General features: G+C 64.3%; 18 protein-coding genes. 15 read left to right on the forward strand and 3 right to left on the reverse strand.

The features are described 5' to 3' along the window. Positions 1-75: 75 nt before the first annotated feature. On the reverse strand, positions 76-2,241 hold the full coding sequence (locus AC56K1_RS03240; protein ID WP_497156390.1) for a TonB-dependent receptor: 2,166 nt from the start codon (positions 2,239-2,241) through the stop codon (positions 76-78). Between the two features lie 109 nt (positions 2,242-2,350). Here AC56K1_RS03240 and AC56K1_RS03245 point away from each other — a divergent pair, with 109 nt between their 5' ends. The 4 genes from AC56K1_RS03245 (at position 2,351) to AC56K1_RS03260 (ending at position 5,760) form a co-directional block, all read left to right on the forward strand. Continuing rightward, the gene (locus AC56K1_RS03245; protein WP_497156391.1) at positions 2,351-3,529 is read left to right on the forward strand and encodes a PepSY-associated TM helix domain-containing protein; all 1,179 of its coding nucleotides are present in this window, start codon (positions 2,351-2,353) and stop codon (positions 3,527-3,529) included. Next, the gene (locus AC56K1_RS03250) at positions 3,526-3,714 is read left to right on the forward strand and encodes a hypothetical protein (RefSeq protein ID WP_497156392.1); all 189 of its coding nucleotides are present in this window, start codon (positions 3,526-3,528) and stop codon (positions 3,712-3,714) included. Before AC56K1_RS03245 ends, AC56K1_RS03250 begins: the two co-directional genes overlap by 4 nt. 66 nt (positions 3,715-3,780) lie before the next feature. Further along, the gene (gene lepB, locus AC56K1_RS03255) at positions 3,781-4,446 is read left to right on the forward strand and encodes a signal peptidase I (RefSeq protein ID WP_497156393.1); all 666 of its coding nucleotides are present in this window, start codon (positions 3,781-3,783) and stop codon (positions 4,444-4,446) included. A 132-nt stretch (positions 4,447-4,578) separates the two neighbouring features. Then, positions 4,579-5,760, forward strand: coding sequence for a multidrug effflux MFS transporter (locus AC56K1_RS03260; RefSeq protein ID WP_497156394.1), 1,182 nt, complete (start codon positions 4,579-4,581; stop codon positions 5,758-5,760). A gap of 24 nt (positions 5,761-5,784) precedes the next feature. Here the strand turns inward: AC56K1_RS03260 and smpB are convergent, their stop codons facing one another. Then, a complete protein-coding gene (gene smpB / locus AC56K1_RS03265) occupies positions 5,785-6,234 on the reverse strand; it encodes an SsrA-binding protein SmpB (RefSeq protein WP_497156395.1) in 450 nt (149 codons plus the stop codon). Positions 6,235-6,351: 117 nt separating this feature from the next. Between smpB and AC56K1_RS03270 the strand changes: the two genes are divergently transcribed. Further along, on the forward strand, positions 6,352-6,783 hold the full coding sequence (locus tag AC56K1_RS03270; RefSeq protein WP_489872965.1) for a type II toxin-antitoxin system RatA family toxin: 432 nt from the start codon (positions 6,352-6,354) through the stop codon (positions 6,781-6,783). After that, the gene (locus AC56K1_RS03275) at positions 6,776-7,123 is read left to right on the forward strand and encodes an RnfH family protein (protein ID WP_497156396.1); all 348 of its coding nucleotides are present in this window, start codon (positions 6,776-6,778) and stop codon (positions 7,121-7,123) included. Before AC56K1_RS03270 ends, AC56K1_RS03275 begins: the two co-directional genes overlap by 8 nt. Here the strand turns inward: AC56K1_RS03275 and AC56K1_RS03280 are convergent. Further along, entirely contained in the window at positions 7,120-7,668 is a 549-nt protein-coding gene (locus AC56K1_RS03280; RefSeq protein ID WP_497156397.1) for a DUF4124 domain-containing protein, read from the reverse strand. The two genes, AC56K1_RS03275 and AC56K1_RS03280, sit on opposite strands and share 4 nt — an antisense overlap. A 149-nt stretch (positions 7,669-7,817) precedes the next feature. On the opposite strand from AC56K1_RS03280, the gene guaB reads away from it, so the two are divergent. From guaB to AC56K1_RS03325, 9 genes are all read left to right on the forward strand, one after another. Next, entirely contained in the window at positions 7,818-9,278 is a 1,461-nt protein-coding gene (gene guaB, locus AC56K1_RS03285; RefSeq protein WP_497156398.1) for an IMP dehydrogenase, read from the forward strand. 103 nt (positions 9,279-9,381) lie between these two features. Beyond that, on the forward strand, positions 9,382-10,992 hold the full coding sequence (gene guaA, locus AC56K1_RS03290; protein WP_497156399.1) for a glutamine-hydrolyzing GMP synthase: 1,611 nt from the start codon (positions 9,382-9,384) through the stop codon (positions 10,990-10,992). 261 nt (positions 10,993-11,253) lie between these two features. Next, positions 11,254-13,944 (forward strand): N-acetylmuramoyl-L-alanine amidase, encoded by a 2,691-nt coding sequence (locus tag AC56K1_RS03295; protein ID WP_497156400.1) that lies wholly within the window; start codon positions 11,254-11,256, stop codon positions 13,942-13,944. A 76-nt stretch (positions 13,945-14,020) separates the two neighbouring features. Further along, complete coding sequence (locus AC56K1_RS03300; RefSeq protein WP_497156401.1) at positions 14,021-14,896, forward strand: M12 family metallopeptidase; 876 nt, start codon at positions 14,021-14,023, stop codon at positions 14,894-14,896. Continuing rightward, complete coding sequence (locus AC56K1_RS03305; protein ID WP_497156402.1) at positions 14,880-15,248, forward strand: YbaY family lipoprotein; 369 nt, start codon at positions 14,880-14,882, stop codon at positions 15,246-15,248. Before AC56K1_RS03300 ends, AC56K1_RS03305 begins: the two co-directional genes overlap by 17 nt. A gap of 41 nt (positions 15,249-15,289) precedes the next feature. Continuing rightward, the gene (locus AC56K1_RS03310) at positions 15,290-16,345 is read left to right on the forward strand and encodes a hypothetical protein (RefSeq protein ID WP_497156403.1); all 1,056 of its coding nucleotides are present in this window, start codon (positions 15,290-15,292) and stop codon (positions 16,343-16,345) included. Further along, positions 16,342-19,803: an AAA family ATPase gene (locus AC56K1_RS03315; RefSeq protein ID WP_497156404.1), complete on the forward strand. Its 3,462-nt coding sequence runs from the start codon at positions 16,342-16,344 to the stop codon at positions 19,801-19,803. The genes AC56K1_RS03310 and AC56K1_RS03315 overlap by 4 nt, the downstream gene beginning before the upstream one ends. Further along, a complete protein-coding gene (locus AC56K1_RS03320) occupies positions 19,800-20,861 on the forward strand; it encodes a trypsin-like serine peptidase (RefSeq protein ID WP_497156405.1) in 1,062 nt (353 codons plus the stop codon). Before AC56K1_RS03315 ends, AC56K1_RS03320 begins: the two co-directional genes overlap by 4 nt. 19 nt (positions 20,862-20,880) lie before the next feature. Continuing rightward, positions 20,881-22,875, forward strand: a complete 1,995-nt coding sequence (locus tag AC56K1_RS03325) for a DNA/RNA non-specific endonuclease (RefSeq protein WP_497156406.1) — start codon at positions 20,881-20,883, stop codon at positions 22,873-22,875. Positions 22,876-22,966 lie beyond the last annotated feature (91 nt).

The raw sequence follows: 22,966 nt of genomic DNA on the forward strand, positions 1-22,966 counted from the left end.
GATTCCCGCGCAGGCGGAAACCCAATTTGACCTTCGCTGCGCAGTGCATCGCTCACCGCGCAGCGCCGCTCAAGCCTAGTAATCAACCGTCGCCGACACCACTACGCTGCGCGGCGCCCCCAGCACCAGGTAGCCGAAGCCCGGATAACCACCGGCTGAGGCCCAGTAACCCTTGTCCGTGACGTTGTCGATGCGCGCACGCAGCGTCACGTTGCGGTCCATGAAGCGGGTCAGGTAGTTCGCACCGACATCCAGACGCGACCACGACGGCAGCTTCTGGGTATTGGCCGCATCCGCATACTGGGTCGAGGTGTAGAGACCGCGCGCATTGAGCGACAGGCCCTGCACACCCGGCACGTCCCATTCGGCGCCGAGGTTGACCTGCGTGCCCGGCACGCCGATCGCATCCTTGCCTTCATTGACGCCCCCTGCGGTCTTGCGCTGCTTGGCATCGAGCACGGTCAGCCCGCCCAGCATTCGCAGGCCGCGCGCCGGGGTGCCGAACACGCTCAATTCCACGCCGCGGTTGCGCTGCTCGCCGAAGATGCCGAAGCGGCGGTCCTGCACAAAGGCATTCGGCTGCGAGGTGGTAAATACCGCCGCCGTCATCCCGAGCTTGCCGCTGTCGTATTTAACGCCGGCTTCCTTCTGGCGCGAGACATAGGGTGCGAACACTTCGCCGACGTTGACGATATTCGTGCCGGAGGCCACCGCCCCACGCTGCAGCGCTTCGCTGTAGTTGGCATACACCGACACGCCCTTGGCGGGTTTGAACACGATGCCCGCGACCGGCGTGACTTCGCTGGCCTCGTAGCGGGCATTGGGCGCGCCGGTGCCGTAGTCATAGCCGTAATCCTTGAGCTTCTGGTCGCGCACACCGACCGTCACCAGGAGGCGCTCGTCCATGAAGCCCAGCGTATCGGCCAGCGCCACGCTCGACAGGATCGCCTTTTGCGTCAGCAGCGGGTTAGCCAGGACGCCCCCGGTAAAGAAGGCGTTCGATGGCGCGGCCACATCGACAGGGCGATAAATATTCGAGGCGAAGCCGGCGAAATCGCTCATTGCATAGGCGTTCTTCGACTCCGAATGAAAGCCTGCGACCGATGCGCTCAGCTTGTGGCTCACGGCCCCCGTCTGCAGCGTGTGGCGCACGCCGATCTCGCCGGTGCGCACCTTGTCTTCGCGCGTGTTGTCGAAGCGGGTCATGGTCGCATCGCCGTTGACGCTGGTGACGGTCGGCGACGAAATGATGTTGGATTCATCGCCCGAGCGCAGGCCCAGCGCCGCCCATGCGGTCGCGCCGCCCGGCAGGTCGACTTCGCCGCGCAGGGTGCCGAAGGTATCGCGCTCGCCTGAGAAGGTCCATGGCTGGGCGAAGTTGCCGCTGCTATCCGGTGCCGCCACCATCGGCACGCTGGAAGCCAGGGTCACGCTCGGGCGTGCACCGCGCAGCTGGTGGTCCTGGTGCCCGACGTCGGCCGACAGGCGGTAGCCGCGGCCGCGGTAATCGACACCGAGCGAGTACAGGCTCAGTTCACGGCTTTCGCGGTCCACGGCCGTATCGCCATCGCGGCGCACCGCGTTCGCGCGCACGCCGAGGCGGCCGCCTTCGCCAAAACGGCGCGCCGCATCCAGCGCCACATAGCCCTGGCCGCCGGATTCGACGCCCGCCGTCACCTGGGTCAGCGGCGCGTTCGGCGCGCGTTTGGGCAGCAGGTTGATGGCCCCGCCGATGCCGCCGCCGCCCGGCGCCGCGCCGTTGACGAAACTGTTCGCGCCGCGCAGCACTTCCACGCGTTCCAGCAGTTCCGAGGCCACGAACTGGCGCGGCAACATGCCATATAAACCGTTATAGGCCAGGTCGTCCGAGTTCACCGCGAAGCCGCGGATCACGTATAGCTCCTGGTAGTTCCCGAAGCCGCGGGCGACGCGCACCGACGGGTCGTTCTGCACCACGTCGGCCACGCTGCGTGCCTGCTGGTCCTGGATCAGGGCCTGGGTGTAGTTCGTCGAACTGAAAGGCGTGTCCATGATGTCCACGTTGCCGAGCAGGCCGAGGCGGCCTCCGCGCGCGACCTGGCCGCCGGCATAGCTCGGTGGCAGGCCCTGGCTCGATGCGTCGGCGGAGGCGCTGACGACGACGGTGGCGATCGGTTCGACTGGTGCGGCTTCCTGCGCAAAGGCGCCGGAGGCGAGGAGGGCGGCGGCAAACGCGGCAGGGGTCAGGCGAAACAGTTTCATCGGTAAAGCTCGTTTTCTTAATGAGAATAATTATCATTCTATCCGTTTCGGCTTGCCTGTGTAAATGAGAACGATTATTATTTGGCGGTTACAGCCACCCCTTGCCCTCATGTCACCCACCAAGCTGCGCCGCTGGAGCTGGATCCACAAATGGAGCAGCCTCGTGTGCACCGTCTTCATGCTGCTGCTGTGCCTGACCGGCCTGCCGCTGATCTATCACCACGAGATCGGCCACCTGCTCGGCACCGATGTCGAAGCCCCCGCCTTGCCGGCAGCCATGGCCGCCAATCCACCCCGCGGCAATATCGATGCGGTGCTGGCCTCGGCCAAGGCGCTCTATCCCGGGAAGATCGCGATGTACATCTCGCAGGAGGCGGATGAACCGGCGATCTGGAACGTCACGCTGGGCGACCATCCGAACGACGAGCACTACAAGCCGATCGCGGTCGATGCCCGCACCACGAAAGTCATCACCGAGCCGGCCTTCGAAGGCGGCGTCTTCATGTCGACGATGTTCCGCCTGCACGTGGACCTGTTCGCGGGCCTGTACGGCAAGCTGTTCCTGGGTTTCATGGGACTGCTCCTGATCGTGGCCGTGATCAGCGGGGTGGTGCTGTACGCGCCCTTCATGCGCAAGCTCGATTTCGGCAGCGTGCGCCGCGAGCGCAGCCGCGTCATCAAGTGGCTCGACCTGCACAACCTGCTCGGCATCGTCACCCTGGTCTGGGTGTTCGTGGTGGGCGCCACCGGCATGGTCAATACCTGGGCCGACCTGCTGCTGAAATACTGGCAGGCCACAGAGGTCGCCGAAATGCTCAAGCCTTATGAAGGCCAGCCGCCGGTGAAGCAGATGGCCTCGATCCAGGACGCCATCCTGCGCGCCGAACGCGCCGAGCCGGGCATGAAGGTCGGCTTCGTCGCCTTCCCCGGCACGCCCTTCAGCAGCTCGCACCACTACGGCATTTTCATGCGCGGCGACGAGGCCTTCAGCGCGCGCCTGTATAAACCCGTGCTGGTCGATGCCGCCACCGGCGAGATCACCGACCGCCGCGAGTTGCCCTGGTACCTGACCGCGCTGCTGCTGTCGCAGCCGCTGCACTTCGGCGACTACGGCGGCCAGGCCATGAAGCTGCTGTGGGCGCTGCTCGATATCGGGACCATGATCGTGCTGGGGAGTGGCTTGTATTTGTGGTTCCAGCGCGGGCGCGTAACGAAGAAAGCAGTGATGCGGGCTGGTACGGCGGCACACGAGGCGCCGGTGCGGGCCCGATCGACGGAGGCCCCGTGATCCGCAATCGCCGCCAGGTCTGGGGCATGCCCGTACTGCTGGGCGTCCTCACCATCATCGGCCTGGTGTCGGCCTTGCTTGGCGACGGCGTCTGGGACCTGGTGTCGGCCGTGACGCTGGGCGCGCCGGTGCTTGTCGGCGCGTGGTGCGGCCTGCGCCGCGCGCCGGCATGCGCTGAGGGTTGACGTTTAAGCATCGCTAAAGGAAGCCCGCGTATAAGGATCCTCATACCAATAAGAGGAGGGTCGGTCATGAAAGGCTTCATACGCGCCAACAAGGGATTCCTGCTATTCATGCTGCTGTTCGGCGTGTTTCGCACGGCAGTGGCCGACTGGAACCCGATTCCGTCCAGCTCCATGCGGCCCAACCTGCTGGAAGGCGACGTGGTGTTCGTGAACCGCCTGGCCTATAACGTGAAAGTCCCGCTGACCGACGTGGTGCTCGCGCGTACCGGCGAGCCCCGGCGCGGCGACGTCGTCACCTTCACTTCGCCGCAGGACGGCACCCGCCTGATCAAGCGCGTGCTGGCGCTGCCGGGCGACCGCATCGAGATGCGCAACGAGCGCCTCGTCATCAACGGCGTCGAATCGCAGTATTCGCTGGAAGAAGTGGTGCAGGAGCCGTCGCCCGGCGGCCCGATGGATGCGCTGCGCATGATGGAAGCGGTGGACGGCCGCCGCCACCGCATCCAGATCCTGCCGCAGCGCGCCGTGGCGCGCGACTTCGGACCGGTCGTGGTCCCGGCGGACGCCTTCCTCATGTTGGGCGACAATCGCGACAACAGCGCCGATTCGCGCTATATCGGCTTCGTGCCGCGCCACCTCCTCATCGGCCGCGCCGAGCGCATCCTGGTGTCGGCCGACTACCAGGGCGACTGGATGCCGCGCCCGGCGCGCTTCGGCATGTCGCTGCGCTGACAAGCTGTCAGGCCTGCCCGCGGCCCCCGTCATTTGAAGGGGCCGTCAGACTTGTTTTCGCAAAATTCAGTACAATCCGGCCCCCCGGATGCTTGCATGTCGCAGTGCCGGTTCTACTCGATAAGGCATTCCATGCAACGACCCCTGACCATCATGCTCGCCTGCCTCGGCATGATCGGCGCGCTCGCGATCGATACCTACCTGCCGTCGATGCCTGCCATCGGGGTCGAGTTCGGGGTCGGGCCGGTGGCGGTGCAGCAGACGCTCAGCGTCTTCCTGTTTACCTTCGCCTTCATGATGCTGTTCTACGGCACCCTGTCGGATTCCTTCGGCCGCCGCCCTGTGGTGCTGTGCGCGCTCACGCTCTACACGCTGTCCTCGATCGGCGCGGCCTATGCGCCGAGCTTCGGCTGGCTGCTGTTCTTCCGCGCGCTGCAAGGACTGTCGGCCGGCGCCGGCTCGGTGATCGGCCAGGCCATCGTGCAGGACCGCTTCGCCGGCGCCCAGGCGCAGAAGATGATGTCGCACATCATGATGGTGTTCGGCCTGGCGCCGGCCATCGCCCCGGTGCTGGGCGGCTGGCTGCACGTGACCTTCGGCTGGCGCTCGACTTTCTACTTCCTGGCCTTTTTCGGCACGGCCATGATCCTGATGGTCTGGCGCCTGCTGCCGGAAAGCCTGCCGCGCGAGAAGCGCCAGCCCTTCCACCCGGTGACCATCGCCGGCAATTACCAGATGGTGCTGCGCAATCCGCAGTTCGTCATGCTCTCGCTGTCGCTCGGCCTGGTGTTCGGCGGCCTGTCGCTCTACATCGGCTCGGCCGCGAACTTCGTCATGGAGATCCTGGGCTTGCCGGAAACCGCGTTCGCCTGGATGTTCATCCCGCTGATCGGCGGCATGGTGGTCGGCTCGGCCTGGGGCGGCAAGCGCGCCGCGAAAGCCCCGCCGGGACGCTTGCTGTGGATCGGCTATGCGGTGATGGCGGTGGCATCCATCCTCAACGTCGGCTACAACGCAGTGTTCCCGGCGACCGTGCCCTGGGCAGTGCTGCCGCTGGCCGTGTTCACCTTCGGCCTGGCGGTGGCCATGCCGGGCATCCAGCTGTCGGCCATGGGACTGTTTCCGAATAACCGGGGCCTCGCGGCGTCGATGGTCGGCTTCATCCAGATGATGTCCTTCGCGCTGGTCTCGGGCCTGGTCGCGCCGCTGCTGTTCGGCAGCGCCTTCAAGCTCGCCTGCGGCGCGGCGATCGGCTGCGTGCTGAGCTTCCTGATGTGGCGCCTGAGTCGGCGCTTCGCGCAACCGGCCGCGTAAGCGGCGCGAGGTCGCGGGCGGCAGTCAGCGCTTGTTCTGCTTCATCGCCGCGGCCACTTCGCGCTTGGCATCGCGGTCTTTCTCGGTGGAGCGCTTGTCGTGCTGCTTCTTGCCCTTGGCCAGGCCGATCTCGCATTTCACGCGGCCGCCCTTGAAGTGCAGGTTCAGCGGCACCAAGGTGTAGCCGGAGCGCTCGACCTTGCCGACCAGCTTGTCCAGCTCGTTCCGATGCAGCAGCAGCTTGCGGGTGCGCAGCGCCTCGGGATGGCTGAAGCTCGACGCGCTGGTCAGGGCGCTGATGTGGGCGCCGAACAGGAACAGCTCGTCGCCACGCACAACCACATAGGCTTCCTTGATCTGGACCTTGCCCTCGCGGATGGCCTTGATTTCCCACCCTTCCAGGACGATGCCGGCCTGGTACCGGTCCTCGATGAAGTAGTCGAAAAATGCTTTTTTATTGTCAACGATGCTCATGAAATAACGAAAATCCGCGTCTCGGTTAAACTACTGCTGTGGCGCTGGAGTGCACACCCTGTGAACACTGCATGCCCAAAATACAACTTGTCCAACATCATAACAAACGGTTGACCAATGGCAGTAGTGCACAAATCAGTTTTTCTTGGCTATAGCGCGGAGCAGATGTTCGACCTGGTCGCCAAGGTCGAAGATTATCCGAAATTCCTCCCATGGTGCGGCGGCGTGAAGCTCATCGAGCGAACCGAAGACAAGCTGGTGGCCAACCTGCAAATCAATTTCCATGGCGTGAAGCAGAGTTTTACGACCTCGAACCACAACAACCGCCCGACCCAGATGAAAATGCACCTCGTCGACGGTCCGTTCAAAATGCTGGAAGGCACGTGGAACTTCAAGGCCTTGCGCGCCGATGCCTGCAAGATCGAGTTCGACATGCACTACGAGTTCTCGAGCATTATCCTGGAACAGATCATCGGCCCGGTGTTCGGCATGATCGCCAACAACATGGTCGATTCCTTCTGCAAGCGCGCCGAGACGATTTATGGATGAGATGTTGCAGGTGCTTGTCAGCTACGCCACGGCGCGCGACGAATTCCTGCGTCCATTGACGGTCGCGCCCGGCACGACGATAGTCCAGGCCATCGAGATGAGCGGCGTACTGGTAGCCTATCCGGACATTAACCTGAGCACGCAGCCGGTCGGCATCTATGCGAAGAAGCAGACGCTCGACACGGTCTTGCGCGAACGCGACCGCATCGAGATCTACCGGCCCCTGGTGGCCGACCCCAAGGATTCACGCCGCCGGCGCGCTGCCAAGAAGGAAACCGCCACGGTTTCCGGCAACGTGCCGGGCGCGGGCGCAGGCGCCGGGCAAGCGCCGCGCCCTTAAGGGCAGTCCGCCAATACCTTGTTCGCACGGGCCGCGTTTGCGGCCTTTTCTTCGTCTGTCAGAAAGCCGCGCTCCCCACTTGCCCCGATCTTGCTAACCCGCATGCCGGATTCCGAATGCGCCTTGACCTGGCGCGCGGTCTCGCAGCGCTCGGCCAGCTCGCGCTTGCGCAGGGCATCGGCCGCTTCCTTCTTCTCGTTCTCCGCGCGCTGCTGCGCGCGTCCACGGAAGGCCGCTTCGCGCGCGGCGAGGCTGGGCGTGAGCCGGGCATGGGATTCGTGAGGAACGGCAATGGGGGTGGGGCCGGCCACGATGACCGCCGGCTGCGGCTGCGGCTCGGGCGTCGCGGCCGCCCTGGGGGCGACCGGTGCAGGTATCGCATGGCGCGGTGCTTTCAAAACCTTGCTCGGCGGCGTGCCGGCCGGCGGCGGGCGATCCGAAAAATGGCGCACGCCGTTCTGGCCGATCCAGGAATACTGGGCGTGGGCGAGGGTGCTACCCAGGAGCAGGGCGGAAGCGATCAACAGGCGAGGCAGGCGGGGCATAAAAGTTTTCCTTAGGTAACACATGGATTTCGCCATGCTTAGTCGGCGCTGTCAATGGAGAAGGGCGATCGCGGCCGGATTTTAGGCATGCCTGCGACAGCCATGGCTGGTTTCTGTATAATTCGCTTTTGCGCCTATAGGAAAATGCTATGCGTCTACTCCAAAAAGCACTCACCTTCGATGATGTGCTGCTCGTTCCGGCCTACTCCAATGTACTCCCGGCCGCAACTTCCCTTCGCACCAAACTGACCCGGAATATTTCCCTGAATATCCCGCTGCTGTCGGCTGCGATGGACACCGTCACCGAGGCCCGCCTGGCGATCGCGATGGCACAGGAGGGCGGCATCGGCATTATCCACAAGAATTTGCGCCCAGCCGACCAGGCCCGTGAAGTAGCGCGCGTCAAGCGTTTCGAGGCCGGCGTGCTGCGCGACCCGATCACCGTCCCGCCGACCATGAAGATCCGTGAAGTCATCGCGCTGTCGCAACAGCACGGTATCAGCGGCTTCCCGGTGGTCGAAGGCAAGCAGGTGGTCGGCATTATCACCAACCGCGATTTGCGTTTCGAGGAAGACCTCGATGCCGAAGCGCGCGCCAAGATGACCCCGCGCGAAAAACTCGTGTACGTGAAGGACGACGCGGATACCGTCGAAGCCAAGCGCCTGATGAACAAGCACCGCCTCGAGCGCGTGCTGGTCGTCAACGACGAGTTCGAACTGCGCGGCCTGATCACCGTCAAGGATATCCAGAAGTCGCACGAGCACCCGTTCGCATCGAAAGATGCGCAGGGCAAGCTGCTGGTCGGCGCCGCCGTGGGCGTGGGCGAGCGCGACGAAGAGCGCATCGAGCTGCTGGTCGCCGCCGGCGTCGACGTGCTGGTGGTCGATACCGCGCACGGCCACTCGCAAGGCATCCTCGACCGCGTTAAATGGATCAAGGAACGTTTCCCTCAGGTCGATGTCATCGGCGGCAATATCGCTACCGCTGCGGCAGCGCGTGCGCTGGTCGAGCATGGCGCGGATGCAGTCAAGGTCGGCATCGGCCCCGGCTCGATCTGCACCACCCGCATCGTGGCCGGGGTCGGCGTGCCGCAGATCACCGCGATCTCGAACGTGGCCAAGGAGTTGGAGGGCACCGGCGTGCCCTGCATCGCCGACGGCGGCATCCGCTACTCGGGCGACATTTCCAAGGCACTGGCAGCAGGCGCGCACACCGTCATGATGGGCAGCATGTTCGCCGGCACCGAAGAGGCGCCGGGCGAAGTCATCCTGTACCAGGGCCGCAGCTACAAGGGCTATCGCGGCATGGGCAGCCTGGGCGCGATGGCCGAAGGCTCGGCCGACCGCTACTTCCAGGAAGCCTCCAGCAAGGCCGACAAGTTCGTCCCGGAAGGCATCGAAGGCCGCGTCGCCTACAAGGGCAGCGTGCTGGCGATCATCTTCCAGCTGGTCGGCGGCGTGCGCCAGTCGATGGGCTATTGCGGCTGCGCCACCATCGAAGAGCTGCGCGAAAAAGCCGAGTTCGTCGAGATCACCTCGGCGGGCATGCGCGAATCGCACGTGCACGATGTGCAGATCACCAAGGAAGCTCCGAACTACCGTTCCGAGTAGACACCATCAAACGCGGCCCTTGAGTGGCCGCGTTTTTCGTTGGATGGGCGGGAAACCCGACCATCCAGCAAACCCCGATTCATCCAATATCGTTGCCTCCCACATGCACTCTAAAATCCTTATCCTCGATTTCGGTTCCCAGGTTACCCAGCTGATCGCCCGCCGCGTACGCGATGCCGGCGTGTTTTCCGAAGTCTTCCCCTACGACGTCAGCGACGAGTTCGTCCGCAACTATGGCGCCTCCGGCATCATCCTCTCGGGCAGCCACAACTCGACGCTCGAAGGCGATTCGCCACGCGCGCCGCAAGCCGTGTTCGAAGCCGGCGTGCCGGTGCTGGGCATCTGCTACGGCATGCAGACCATGGCCGCCCAGTTAGGGGGCAAGGTGGAAAATGGCAAGCTGCGCGAATTCGGCTATGCCGAAGTGCGGGCCCGCGGCCACACGGCCCTGCTGAATGGCATCAACGACTTCGTAACAAGCGAAGGCCACGGCATGCTGCGCGTCTGGATGAGCCACGGCGACAAGGTGCTGGACATGCCGGAAGGCTTCAAGCTGATGGGCTCGACCGACAGCTGCCCGATCGCCGCGATGGCCGACGAAGAGCGCCGCTTCTACGCCCTGCAGTTCCACCCGGAAGTGACCCACACCACGCAAGGCGAAGCCATTATCGGCCGATTCGTGCACGAGATCTGCGGCTGCAAGTCGGACTGGAACATGCCGGACTATATCGGCGAAGCCGTCCAGAAGATCCGCGAGCAGGTCGGTACCGACGAAGTGATCCTGGGCCTGTCCGGCGGCGTCGATTCAAGCGTCGCCGCAGCCCTGATCCACCGCGCGATCGGCGACCAGCTGACCTGCGTCTTTGTGGACCACGGCTTGCTGCGCAAGGACGAGGGCAAGATGGTGATGGACATGTTCTCGAAGAACCTGGGCGTCAAGGTCATCCGCATCGATGCGGAAAGCCAGTTCATGGGCCACCTGGCCGGCGTCACCGATCCCGAGCAGAAGCGCAAGATCATCGGCCGCGAATTCGTCGAGGTGTTCCAGGTCGAGGCGGGCAAATTGAGCAATGCGCGCTGGCTGGCCCAAGGCACGATTTACCCGGACGTGATCGAATCGGCCGGCAAAGGTAAAAAAGGCCAGACCATCAAGAGCCACCACAACGTGGGCGGCTTGCCGGAAACCCTGAACCTGAAACTGCTCGAGCCGCTGCGCGAGCTGTTCAAGGACGAAGTGCGCAAGCTCGGCGTGGCCCTCGGCCTGCCGCACGACATGGTGTATCGCCATCCGTTCCCAGGCCCGGGCCTGGGCGTGCGCATTCTCGGTGAAGTCAAGAAAGAGTACGCCGACTTGCTGCGCGAGGCCGATGCCATCTTCATCGAAGAACTGCGCAATACGCCGTTCGAGCTGCCTGCGGTCGCTGGCATTGATCCGGGCAAGGCGCCGGTGAATTGGTATGAGGCGACCAGCCAGGCGTTCGCGGTGTTCCTGCCGGTGAAATCGGTGGGCGTGATGGGTGATGGCCGCACTTATGAGTATGTGGTGGCGCTGCGCGCGGTGCAGACGCTGGACTTCATGACTGCGCAGTGGGCGCACCTGCCGCATTCGCTGCTGGGGAAAGTGTCCAATCGCATCATCAATGAAGTGCGCGGGCTCAACCGGGTCGTGTATGACATTTCGGGGAAGCCGCCTGCGACGATCGAGTGGGAGTGAGATTTCCTATAAGAAATTTCTAAACCATTCTTAAAGCTCGCTCAGGCGAGCTTTTTTCGTGTTGTTGACCCCGTCCGTGGAACCCAGTTCTTAATTCGAGACGTCGATTTAGCTTGTTGTAATTCTGTGAACTCTCCCTTACGAGGGGCGAATACAAGAAGTTTGCGATCTATCATCGCCAAGCGGTATTGGAGCGCTCTGATCCGATCTGGCAACGGCACGGAGCGCGCTCCCCCCAACGCAGGTCTGCAGGAGGGCGGCATGGCGATCGCAGTCATCGATCCCGGGCACGGCGGGACCCGGATGGTCGGCGGGTCCAGCCCTAACAACGCCCAGGCCCCCGGGGGGCTGCTCGAGAAGGAAGTGAGCCTCGACCTCGCGCTGCGCGTGTGCAAGGTGCTGAAGAAGTCGGCGATCGATGCCCGGCTGACGCGCGACTCGGACCGGAATCTCGGCTTGAAGGCGCGCGCCGATATCGCGCGGGACGCGGGGGCGGACGCCTTCATCTCGATCCACCTGAACGGCTACAACGGCCGTGCGCAGGGGACCGGGACCTGGCAGCACAAGTTGGCATCGGGCGATTCGAGGGCGCTGGCCGCGCTGGTCCAGGCGGCCGTGCGCAAGGCCACGGGGCTGGCGGACCGTGGTGTGAAAATCGGCAGTTTCGGTGTGCTGCGTCCGGATCGCCACGCGCACTCGACTGCGGCCTGCCTTGTCGAAGTGAGTTTCATGGACGTGCCGGCCGAGGCTGCGCGGCTGGAAAGCGAGACCTACAAGGATCAAGTCGCTTCGGCGCTTGCCGCGGCTGTCACGGGCTGGCTGATCGCCGACGGGCGCATGGGCGCGCGGAAGTCCATGGACGAACTGGATACGGTCGGGAGCGAAGAAGACCGCTTGCCGCAGGACGGTTACGAGGCGACCCATGTCGGCGACGATGTCGCGGACCTGCACGTTCCGCAGGAGCGGGCGATCCGCGTCGCGAGGGAAGACGGATGGCGGCAAGGGGCGGTGGCGGGCGACGGCGAACTGTCGCTCGCGGTGGACTTCCTGGCCGATCCGCACGACCGCGCATCGTTCAAAGCGGCCGGGGTCCAGGACCTCGAGAAGATGCGGCACGGCTGGCGCAAGGAACGGCTCTGCCCGCCGGGAAGCGACGATTTGCAACCCCAGGTCGCCATCGGGCGCGACGAGTCGCTGGAGGCCGTCTTCCTCGACCTGCTGGCCCGGCAGCGGCAGGCGGTCGGGATCGTCCACACCCGGGGTACCGATTATCTTGACCGCAGCGGCGCCTGGAGCGGGACCGGCTTCCTGGTGGCGCCGAACATCTTGCTCACCAACCAACATGTCATCAATTCACCAGAGGTGGCCGAGAGCGCGGAGGTCGTTTTCGACTACGAGTTCACCGCCGAAGCACTCGCGAGCGGGCGCAAGATCAGGCCGGGCCCGGGCAGGAGCTACCGGCTGCATCCCGAGCGTCTGTTCGTGACCAGTCCGTTCAAGGGTGGGCTCGACTACAGCTTCGTCTGGATCGATGACGTCCAGGTCCCGAGCGGCAAGCTGATTCGCATGGAACGGGCCGCTTTTTCGACCGAGCCCGACGAGCGCGCGTTCATCATCCACCATCCGAACGGCGAGCCCAAACGGGTATCGCTCGACGACACCGATGTGCTGACGGCCCATCCCGATGGTGCGGTGATCCACTATACGAGCGATACCGAACCGGGTTCGTCAGGCGCCCCTGTGTTCGACCGCAGTGGACGCCTCATCGCCCTGCATCATGCGGCGCGGCGCAATAAAGACGGCATCCGGATCCCAGACGGAACGACGCCGAGATACCTCAACGAAGGCGTCAAGCTTGCGGCAATCGCACTCGACCTGGAGAACCGCCGCGTGCGCGAACCGGCCGCCATGATCGACATCGTCCTCGGCGAAATCTATGGCTCGGACACCCTCACCGGTTTCTTCGGCGCGGCGGGGCGCGAGGTGGCCGCGGGCCAGTCCGACGCCGAACGGGTCGTCAAGTTGTATCACGCGACCGCTCAGGATATCGACATCGGTTTCTGGGAAGTCGGCTGGTTTGCCGATCGCTACCAGGACAAGGCGGGAGAGGTCGCTTCCATGATCGTTGATCTGGGTCTCGACATCTGGGTGCTGGAAGGGTGCTCGTGCGAGGCCACGGATGCGCTGGTGCAGGCCATCCACGAAAAATTCGGGCAGACCTACGCTTTCGATCACGCGAAGCCGGAGCGGCCGGAATCGCGGCGGGCGACCGCCGTGCTCTGGAACCGGGAAACAGTGGATGGCAAGCAAGTGGAATGGCCGCACGGGATCGACGACCTGTTCCGCATCCGCAGCGAGAATGTCGACGCGCGATCGCGGCGCGATCCGGCGGCGGGCTTGATCTTCGACCGGCATCCGCCGCTGTTCCGCTTCGCGGGACGCAACGGGACGGACCCTGGCATCGACTTCAACCTTGTCCCGCTCCATCTCGACGCGCAAGACGTCGACCCGCGGCGGCGGCGTCTCGCTTCGCAGATCCTGGGGCGCGCCGTCGAAGAGGTAATCCGCCATTACGGTGTCGACGGGGACTGGGTGCTGGGCGGTAACTTCAACGCGGAATTCGCGCGCGCCGACGTCGATGGGCTCGTCGAGGCAGGCTACTTGCCCATGTCGGCGCAGGATAGCGCCAATCGCGCGTTCAGCTACCTCAAGAGTCCAGCTTCGCGCATCGACAACGTGTTCCTGTCGCCAAACATGTCACGCCTGTATGGGCCGCAAGAAGGTTTTGTTCTCACCAAGGAGAAGAGCCAGGTGGACTATCTCAAGCGTTTCGCCGATCACTGCCCGGTGCTGGTGCGCCTGTCCGCGCGGAGCGGCACGGCGGTGGCGGAGAAGCCGATCGGAACCGACCGTGCGCTCGCTGCCCGGATGGACGCCTTATTGGCCCGATAGCATTGGCGCTGTTGCGTGGCCGGGCCTGTCGGTGCCGGTCCATCTTTCAATCGGAATATTCAAGGAGACCTGCATCATGACAAATCAGAGCGATGCCGCGGGAGCGGCGGCTGTGCCGGGCAACACGGGGTCGACGTCGGCGTCACCGGCGCCGGACGATTGCGGTTGTGAAAAATTCTGGTTTCGCTCGTCCAGCGACGTACGGGACGGTTATGTACGGCGTCTCGGGGAAGTTGAAGCCAAGCCGGTCAAGTATTCCGTGATCGGCGACATCGCGATTTTCGAAGGCGATATCGCGCTCGGGACCGTGCAAAAGATGGACAGGATTCGCGACGAGGTCGAGGGTAATAACAAGCAGGGGGACGACGGTCTTGTCCCCGAAGGTATCGGGATCACCGGCAAGCGCTTTCGCTGGCCTAAGGGACTCGTGCCATGGGCCAGCACGCCAGCGCTGAGGAAACTGGTCTTGCAGGCCATCGCGCACTGGGAGGCCAAGACCAAGATTCGCTTCGTCGAACGCACCGCGGCCAACCAGAAAGACTACCCGAACTGGATCTCATTCGAGGCGCTGGATGGTTGCTGGTCGGCGGTCGGCATGCAAGGCGGCAAGCAGGAGATCTCCCTGGGCGCTGGCTGCGGTTTCGGCCAGGCGGTGCATGAGATCGGCCATGCGGTCGGCCTGTGGCATGAACAGAGCAGGGAAGACCGCGATGGCAATATCAAGATCGAATGGGCCAATATCGAGAAGGGCCTCGAGCATAATTTCAACCAGCGCATCGTCGATGGCGACGATCTGGGCGGCTATGACTTCGCGTCGATCATGCATTATGGCCCGACCGCGTTCAGCACGAATGGAAAGCCCACGATCGTGTCCTTGAACGGCCAGACCATCGGCCAGCGCGACGGGCTGAGCGCGGGTGACATCGCGGCGGTAAGTGCGCTCTATACCTGACATGGAGCATGCCAGTGGCGGCAACTACGTCTTGCGCGGCCGGGTCAGGTTCGAGCAAGACATGGCGCCTGTGGCCGGGACCGTGATGCACGTCGTGGTCGAAGCGGTCCCGCATGCCGATGCGGCCGCCACTGTCGTTTCGCGGCTCGAACTGGCAATCGGTGCCGCCGTCGCAAAGGGATCCGTCCTGCCGTTTACCCTGCCGGTGCACGAGGTCGATCCCGCCATGCGCTACGAGCTGCGGGTCCACGTCGACCGTTCCGGCAACGGCGACCATCGCTCCACCCGGAGCTATCCGGTACTGACGCAGGGCTGGCCGGACTTGGTTGAGGTCTCCGTAGCACCCGTCTGACCTAATAAGTGATCGGTAATTTGGCAATGCAAGGAGCTGAAGTGGCACACCTTTTTTTCGACTCGCCAGTTTATCCTTGGAATCTTCCGGAAGCGAAGGCGCTGTGGAAGCTCCTGTATCAAATGTATCCGGAGCATGGCCGAATCGACCACATTCGCAAGATATGCGGTCCCGAGATCAGTTCTTTCGCAGCGGACAGTCCGGCCGAGATGTGGCGTCAGTTGTTGGACAACGTCGCCTTCGCAGGGCGCCTCAGGGCGCTCGACGCCGAACTGCGCGACCGGAAGTCGCCGCATCTCAAGGAAGCCCTCGACCTGCTCATCGCGGTGTCCAACCCCGATCCGTCGACCTGGGTTCTCGACACCCCCATCTTCGTCAACCGGCGCGGATTGCGCGCCGCGCTGGCGCAGCTGGCTTCGCCGAAAACCGATAAATCCGTCCTCGTCGTGCGCGGCGACCGGCACAGCGGGAAGAGCTGGACCAGGCACATCGTCCAGCACTACGCGGACATCGCCGGCCAGACCTTCAATTATCTGTACGAACCAGTGGTCAAGACGGTCGAGGAGGCGGTGAGTACCATTTTCATGGAACTCGGTGGGCAAGCCCCGGCAAGAGATACGACGGAAGCCGCGTGGTACGGCCAGGTCGCGCGCACCATGGTCGGGGCGGCCCAGCGTCGCAAGCAGGGCAGCTGGATCGTCATGGACGATCTCGGCGTCGATCCCGATGGAGTGCCGCTGGTCGAACCGGAGATCTGCAAGCTGTTCGAGCAGCTCGCGCTCAATATGCTCAATCCAGCCTTTTCAAAATGGTTCAAGCTGGTGTTGATCGACTATCCGGACAAACCCGTGCCGTCCAAGTGGCTGCAATGCTCGCTGGAAGACCGTGCGACGGCGACGGACATGGATCCTGCCGCCTTGAGCGAATTCCTTTCCAGGTGGGCACTACGCAAGGGCAAGGTCCTTTCCGACGACGATGCCAAGGCACTGGCCCACGACGTGCGGCAGAAAGCATTTCATGGGCCGAAGCTCAATGATCCCCGCTCGGAATTCCAGCGGGTACACGACGAACTCGCTCACGTGCTGGACAGGCTATGAACCTCGAATCCATGTTGCAGCCCGAGGACCGACGCACCGTTAGCGGTGAAGCATTCGCGAGGGGGCTGGGCCGCGGGCTCGATGCCGCCGTGCGCGTTTCCATCGGTGCCAGCCCGGGCGAACTCAGTTGCACCGGCTGGCTGATTACGCCATGGCTGGTCATCATCCCGGCGTACGCGCTGGCAGGCGTCGACGTTCATGACCTCGAGGCCGAGGTTGTCTTGCACCGTCCGGGGGACAAGGGCTGGACCGATCGGATCGATCCCGAGGCCCGAGTGGAGCGCGTGCGGGCCGATTTTCAGGACGATCCGCCGGCGAGCATGAATATCGTCATCCTGCGCCTGGCGAACCCGCATCCGGCACCGCGCCTGCGGTTCCGGCGCGAAAAGCTCGAGCATGCGGAACTGGTCATGATCCTGCACCACGGCGTGCCCGGCGCGGAACTGCAGGGAGTGAACCTGTCGTTCGCCGAAATCGACGAAGCCTGCGGGTCGTGCCTGACCTACGAAGGCATGCAGCGGCCCGGCAGCGGCGGAGCCGTGCTGTACGACGTCCAGTGGCGCTTCCTGGGCCTGCATTTCCTGAGCGCCGAAGGCAGCTCTAGCGGACCCGCGCAGGCTGCCGTGATGGGGATGTTGCAACGATCCGGTTGGTGGCACGAGATTGCCGAATACCAGGGTTTGGCCGATGTGGTGGCGGTTCGCCAGGCCGCGGAGGCGCCCGCGCCGGCGCTGCCGCAGCCGACGCGATTGCTGGTTCGTGCCGCATTGAGTTCCTCGATTGATGCGGCCACCCTGAGCAGCGACGAGCGGAAAACACTCGTGCCGCATGTCGTCGACTCCCGAGCCCTCCGCTGGACCCTGACCTCGGGAGCACGCCGGCAAATCCTGGGAAGTGTCCCTGTCGATGCGCTCCTTGCCAGCCTTTCCGAACTCGACGAATCGGACCAGCGCATTGTCGCGCCCATCCTCCGAGGCACTCCCGGGGCGCTCGAACGCGCCGATGAGGACGAGCTCGCGCGCTGGCTGCAAGTGGTGCGCTGGTTCGCCGACATTCTCCCAAACCTGCCGTCGCCCGCACGGATCTTCCTGCTCCTGCAGCGCCGCCGGATCCGCGGCCGGCTCTCCCGTATCGCCGGAGTGGACTTCGTCGGACGTGCGAAAGAGTTGAGGATGATGGAGCAGTGGTTTGCCAGCAGGTCTCCAGCCCCCATTAGCATCTGGGGAATGGGCGGCGTCGGCAAATCGGCCCTGGTCGCACATTTCCTCGCGTCCTTGCCCGCCGAGACCATGCTCCTGTGGCTGGATTTCGACCAGGCGGCGCTCGCACCGGATGATGCCGGTTCCGTGATCGCGGCCCTGCGTGAGCAGGCCGAGCCACAACGGGAAGCGGGCAAAGCCACAGGGCCGGATCCGGAAGCCACCGGCAGCGGCGATGCCGTTACCGCCGCCCGGGACGACCTCGTGGGGATGCTCGCAGCGGAACATGGCCGCCGCATCGTGATCGTGCTCGACAGTTTCGAGGCCGCCCAATACGCGGAACGCTACCAGGTACTGTGGCCCGAACTGGAGAAGCTGACGAGCGGCCTTCCTGGATGCCAGGTGATCGTTTCCGGACGTGCGCCGGTATCAGGGATGCGCTTGCACGGAGTGCCCGCACTTCCCATTCCCCTGGTGGGCCTTGATCCTGACGATGCGCGCGTATGGCTCGGGCGCCATGGCATCCCGGCAGGCCCGGTGCAGGATGAGGTGGTGCGGATGGCGGTCGGTTCGCCCCTGGTATTGAGATTGGCAGAACGATTGGTGCAAGCCGGCGGAAACCTGGACGACCTGCCGCGGCAGCTGCCCGACCGGATGGTCGCCGGCGTGCTCTACGACCGGATTCTCGACCGGGTGCACAATGCGCGGTTCAAGAACGTCGCCAAATGCGCCATCGTGCTGCGCCGCCTGACGAAGGAGATGGTGGAGCCGGTGTTTGGCGGTTTGCCGCTTGCCTTCCCGGACGGTCCGGCCTCGCTGTGGTTTCCGGACTTTGCGCGTGAGGCAGCACTGTTCGACGGACAGGACGTGTTACGTCTGCGGCCAGAGGTGAGGGCGGCCGCCCTGAGCCTGCTCGAACGAACGGAGCCGGAACTGGTCCGTGAAATCGAGCGACGCGCCCTTGCGTGGTACGAGAGCGGCGATACCAATGATCCGGAGAACGCGGCCGAGCGTGTCTATCACTTGCTGCGAGGCGGCGACGTGCCTGGCGCGGAGGATGCCTGGCGCGATGGTTGCGCCGGCTTCCTCCAGTATGCCGAGGACTCGCTGGGGCCGGCGCCCAGGGAATGGCTGTCGCACCGGATGGGAACTTCGGGCACGGTGTTCGGCAGCGGCGTCGAGGTGTGGGAACAGGATGCCGCCGACCGCATCGCGCAATCACGTTCCTCCGGCCTGGAGAAAAATGCGCCGAGAATCTTTCTTGAACGCGCAGAGCGCGGTGTCGGCGGGGCGCTGGCGTTTCACGAGGCATACGAGTACTGGCGCAATGGGCAAGCAGAAGAGGCCCTGCGCCATCTGCTGGCCCATGGGATCGGCGTGTCGGATCATCGTGCGCGCGAGCGCGCCATGCTGGCAGGGCTGATCTACGCGGAACGCGGCCAGCATGCCGAGGCCCTGCGCATCCTCGAGGACTGGAGTCCATCCGTGCACTGGCAGGACCGCAAGGAGGGGGTGGCGGAACGGGGTGCCGTCCATGCGTCACGCATCTGCTTGATGGCGCCGCTCGCGCTCGAAAACCGTCTCGCGTCCGACGGCAGCTGGCCGACCGCGGTGATGGCGATGGATGTGCTGGGCGAAGACATGCGTATGCAGCGTAAGTCGTTCAGGGGCCAGGCAAGCGCCTACGGCATCCAGCTGCCGGTCGGCGATTCGGGGCGCCGGGACTTTCTTGCGAGTCTGGAAAAGTTCCGTCAGACGATGGCGCGGAGCGATGACGACCTGTCGTTCCTGCAAGCGGAACGTCGGGCGATCTGGATGGAGGGGCAGGACCGCTACTCGCAGGCAGTGCTGCCCGATCCGGGCAAGGAATTATTGATGGCCTCATGGAGCCGCTGGTCGGTGCTCGCCGACGGCGTCATGGTCCGGGTTTTGGAGGACGCGCTGAAATACTCGGCCATCAATACCCTCGATCAGAGTGTCATCACGGTGCTGGCCTTATTCGCAGGTATCCCCGGTCTGGAATTGCGATTGCGGCAGGATTCCTTGGATGCCATGTTGTCGTATATGCAGCCAAGGCTGCCGTCTTCCTTCGCCGGGATGGGTCAAGCACGGCCGGAAAGCGGCATCGCAAGCATAGGCTGGTCGAGCGACGTGCACATGCTCCGCGAAACTGCCTTGCAATGGTGCGGCCCAGAACTGCGTCCATTGCGCCAGCTCGTACATCGATTCGCAGGACAACTCGAGGAGAGTTCCCGATGAGCTGGCTCGACGACGCGGTGTATCCCCATCACTTGCCGGCTGCGCGGCAATTGCTCCTTGCCTTGTCCCAGCTGTATTCCTCCGGGAAGGCCGCGCGGTTCGCCGCGCAGAAGGCGGAAATCGACACCGGCATGGTGGACTTCGATCAGGCGCCCACCTTCGCCTGGATCAATCTTCTGCAACAAGCCTGCCTCGAGACTCGCTTGCGCGATCTCATCGCGGTCGCAGTGACGGACTTTCCGCGGAGTCCTTGGAAAGCCTTCCTCGGCGCCTTGCTGGTGGACCAACCCGCAGCCGCGGATCTGGAACCACGCGCGGCCAACGGCGGCGCACGTTTCCTCGTCGCGGATGATGACGTCAGCGAAAAAGAGGCGCTGCTTTTCAATGATGACCTTACCTTGCCGGCCGGCCAACTGCCCGGTCTGATCGATGCGCTGCAGCGCCTGCTTCCCCTCTTGTCCTCCGTGTGCCGCCTGGAAGTGCAAAGCACCGCCGGGTTCGGCGTTGGAACCGGGTTTCGCATTTCCCCGGAACTGGTGCTGACCAACTGGCATGTGCTGCGCCCCCAGGACACGCTCGCCACGGTGGTCACCGCGACCTTCGGCTACGAGGATGGCGCCGATGGCCATGGAGTCGCGGGCACGCCTTATCCATGCGATGCCGCCACTGTGGCCGGCAATCCCGACGATGACTGGGCCGTGATTCGGATCCCCGGCATGCCGGCCGATGTGCCGATCCTGCCGCTCGCGCATGGCGCAACGGCGCGGCTGAATGGACCTGCCTTCGTGATCCAGCATCCGGGCGGACAGCGCAAGCGGGTCGCGTACACCCGCAACACCATTACCTTCCGCGACGGACGCGTGGTGCAATATCTCAGCGACACGCAAGGGGGGTCCTCGGGCTCGCCCGTCATTGACGAGCAAGGCAGGGTGATCGCACTGCACCACGCGGGCGGCCGTCCACAGGAGGTCAGCGGCCAGCCTCCGCTGAAAAAGAACGAGGGCATCGCCATCGAGCGCGTCCTCGCTGGCCTCGAGATTAAGAATATCGCACTGTAACCTGACAGAGGAGAGAACGATGATAGATCGGCTGAAAGTGGACGAAGCGCTGCGCATGCTGCAGCAACGCGACGAGGCATTGGGGCGGGAGCTCGATCGGCAATTGCGAAAGGCGTCGAACGAAATGCTGTTCGTCGAGGGCCGCATGGCGGATGACGTCGCGGCCGGGCTGACACCCGAGACGATCGTTCTGCGTACCGGGCGCCCGGTGCTGGCGATCCGCCAGAACCAGGTGGATTTCCAGATCCAGGACGCCGAAAGCGAGGTGTGGCGCACCCGCCTGGCAAATGCCAGGCCGCAGCTCGAGCTGCCGATCCGCGGCGTCGGCCGCATCGAAGTGCAGGGCCATCCATCGTACACCTGGCTCGGCACCGGATGGCTGGTCCGGCCCGACATCCTGGTGACCAACCGCCACGTCGCCGCCGAGTTCACGCGCCGCAATGGCAGGGGCTTCGCGTTCCGCACCGGCATCGGGCAGCAGGCGATGACCGCCAACGTCGACTTCCTTGAGGAACTCGACAGCACCGCGAAGAGTGAATTCAGCCTGAACGAGGTGCTGCACGTCGAGGACGACGACGGCCCCGACCTGGCGTTCTTCCGCGTCGCCGGCAGGGGACTTGCCAAACCGATCACCTTGAGCGCAAAGCGCGCGCGCGAGAACGAGCTGGTCGCGGTGATCGGCTATCCCGCGCGCGACAGCCGCATTCCCGAGCAGGACCTGATGAACAGGCTGTTCGGGAACGTTTACGACAAGAAGCGGCTCGCGCCAGGGCAGATCACCGGGGTGGAAGCGGATGGCCTGCTGCACGATTGCTCCACGCTCGGCGGCAATTCCGGTTCGGTTTTGGTGAGCCTGTCGAGCGGAGAAGCCGTGGCGCTGCATTTCGCCGGGCGCTTCCTCGAAGCCAACTACGCGGTCGCTTCCGATACCGTGGCCGAACGGCTGGACAGTGTCGAGCGTGGTTCCGTCTCCAGGCCGATCAGAGACACCCAGGCCGCGCCGGCCAGGGAGGATGGCGCGGGCGCGCTCTCGTTTACGATCCCGCTCCAGGTGACGGTTCGGCTCGATGCGCACGGCGCGGCCGCGCAGGTGGCGGCGTTCGTCTTGCACAAGGCTGCCGCGGCGGCGCAAGCGGGCCTTGGGGGCGAGCCGGAAGAGGACGATATCATCGTCGAGGGACGTCCCGAGGATTATGTTGACAAGGCCGGCTATGCGCCGGATTTCCTGGGCGCCGGCGTGGTGGTGGCAATGCCGGAAATTACTCGTGGGAAGAGTGCCGTGCTCCGGTTTCCGCTCGACGGTAACGCGCACGAGACCGTGCTGCGCTACCAGAATTTTTCGGTCGTGATGAATCGCGCGCGCCGGATGTGCTTTTACAGCGCCGTGAACATCGACGGCAAACTGTCGAAAAAAACCCGGCGCACCAGCTGGACGCTGGACCCGCGCATTCCGAAAGAGGTCCAGATCAAGGGCGAATGCTATGGTGCGCCACCGAAGTTCAGCCGTGGCCACATGACGCGGCGCGAAGATCCCGCCTGGGGCTCGCCCGACGAGGCGCATCGGGGCAATGCCGATTCCATGCACGTGACGAACGCCGTGCCTCAGATGCAGACGTTTAACGGCGGCATTTGGTTGGGCCTGGAAGACTATGCGCTCGATAACGCGCGCGACGACGACATGAGGATCTGCGTGATCACAGGTCCCATCTTCGACGACAACGATCCCGTGCGATACGGCGTGCAAGTCCCGGTGCAATTCTGGAAAGTCATCGCGTTCATCCATGACAAGACGAGGCGGCTCAGCGCGACGGGCTATTCGATCTCGCAAGCCCCTTTCCTGAAGGAAGAGGAATTCGTCTTCGGGGCCTATGAGACGCACCAGCGCTCGCTCGCGTGGATCGAGCGGGCAGCGGGACTGTCCTTCGGCGACTTGAGGGCGCACGACCGGTTCGGCCAGCGCGAAACGCCAGCGCGTGGGCCGCTGCGCAGCCCCGGGCAGATCCAGTGGGCCTAGCCGGGCGCGCGTCGCCGGGTCCGGGTTCGGCGCACGAGAGCTTCGATTAGCCCTGCGCCGGCCGTCCTCCTGCTCTACCTCGATCGCTCGC

The organism is Telluria sp. ZB4P37, from assembly GCF_059685855.1.

What these genes read in the sequence shown, in the direction of transcription:
- AC56K1_RS03240 (WP_497156390.1), bottom strand. Translation starts at nt 2,241, where the DNA reads ATGAAACTGTTTCGCCTGACCCCTGCCGCGTTTGCCGCCGCCCTCCTC.
- AC56K1_RS03245 (WP_497156391.1), top strand. Translation starts at nt 2,351, where the DNA reads ATGTCACCCACCAAGCTGCGCCGCTGGAGCTGGATCCACAAATGGAGC.
- lepB (WP_497156393.1), top strand. Translation starts at nt 3,781, where the DNA reads ATGAAAGGCTTCATACGCGCCAACAAGGGATTCCTGCTATTCATGCTG.
- AC56K1_RS03260 (WP_497156394.1), top strand. Translation starts at nt 4,579, where the DNA reads ATGCAACGACCCCTGACCATCATGCTCGCCTGCCTCGGCATGATCGGC.
- smpB (WP_497156395.1), bottom strand. Translation starts at nt 6,234, where the DNA reads ATGAGCATCGTTGACAATAAAAAAGCATTTTTCGACTACTTCATCGAG.
- AC56K1_RS03270 (WP_489872965.1), top strand. Translation starts at nt 6,352, where the DNA reads ATGGCAGTAGTGCACAAATCAGTTTTTCTTGGCTATAGCGCGGAGCAG.
- AC56K1_RS03275 (WP_497156396.1), top strand. Translation starts at nt 6,776, where the DNA reads ATGGATGAGATGTTGCAGGTGCTTGTCAGCTACGCCACGGCGCGCGAC.
- AC56K1_RS03280 (WP_497156397.1), bottom strand. Translation starts at nt 7,668, where the DNA reads ATGCCCCGCCTGCCTCGCCTGTTGATCGCTTCCGCCCTGCTCCTGGGT.
- guaB (WP_497156398.1), top strand. Translation starts at nt 7,818, where the DNA reads ATGCGTCTACTCCAAAAAGCACTCACCTTCGATGATGTGCTGCTCGTT.
- guaA (WP_497156399.1), top strand. Translation starts at nt 9,382, where the DNA reads ATGCACTCTAAAATCCTTATCCTCGATTTCGGTTCCCAGGTTACCCAG.
- AC56K1_RS03295 (WP_497156400.1), top strand. Translation starts at nt 11,254, where the DNA reads ATGGCGATCGCAGTCATCGATCCCGGGCACGGCGGGACCCGGATGGTC.
- AC56K1_RS03300 (WP_497156401.1), top strand. Translation starts at nt 14,021, where the DNA reads ATGACAAATCAGAGCGATGCCGCGGGAGCGGCGGCTGTGCCGGGCAAC.
- AC56K1_RS03315 (WP_497156404.1), top strand. Translation starts at nt 16,342, where the DNA reads ATGAACCTCGAATCCATGTTGCAGCCCGAGGACCGACGCACCGTTAGC.
- AC56K1_RS03320 (WP_497156405.1), top strand. Translation starts at nt 19,800, where the DNA reads ATGAGCTGGCTCGACGACGCGGTGTATCCCCATCACTTGCCGGCTGCG.
- AC56K1_RS03325 (WP_497156406.1), top strand. Translation starts at nt 20,881, where the DNA reads ATGATAGATCGGCTGAAAGTGGACGAAGCGCTGCGCATGCTGCAGCAA.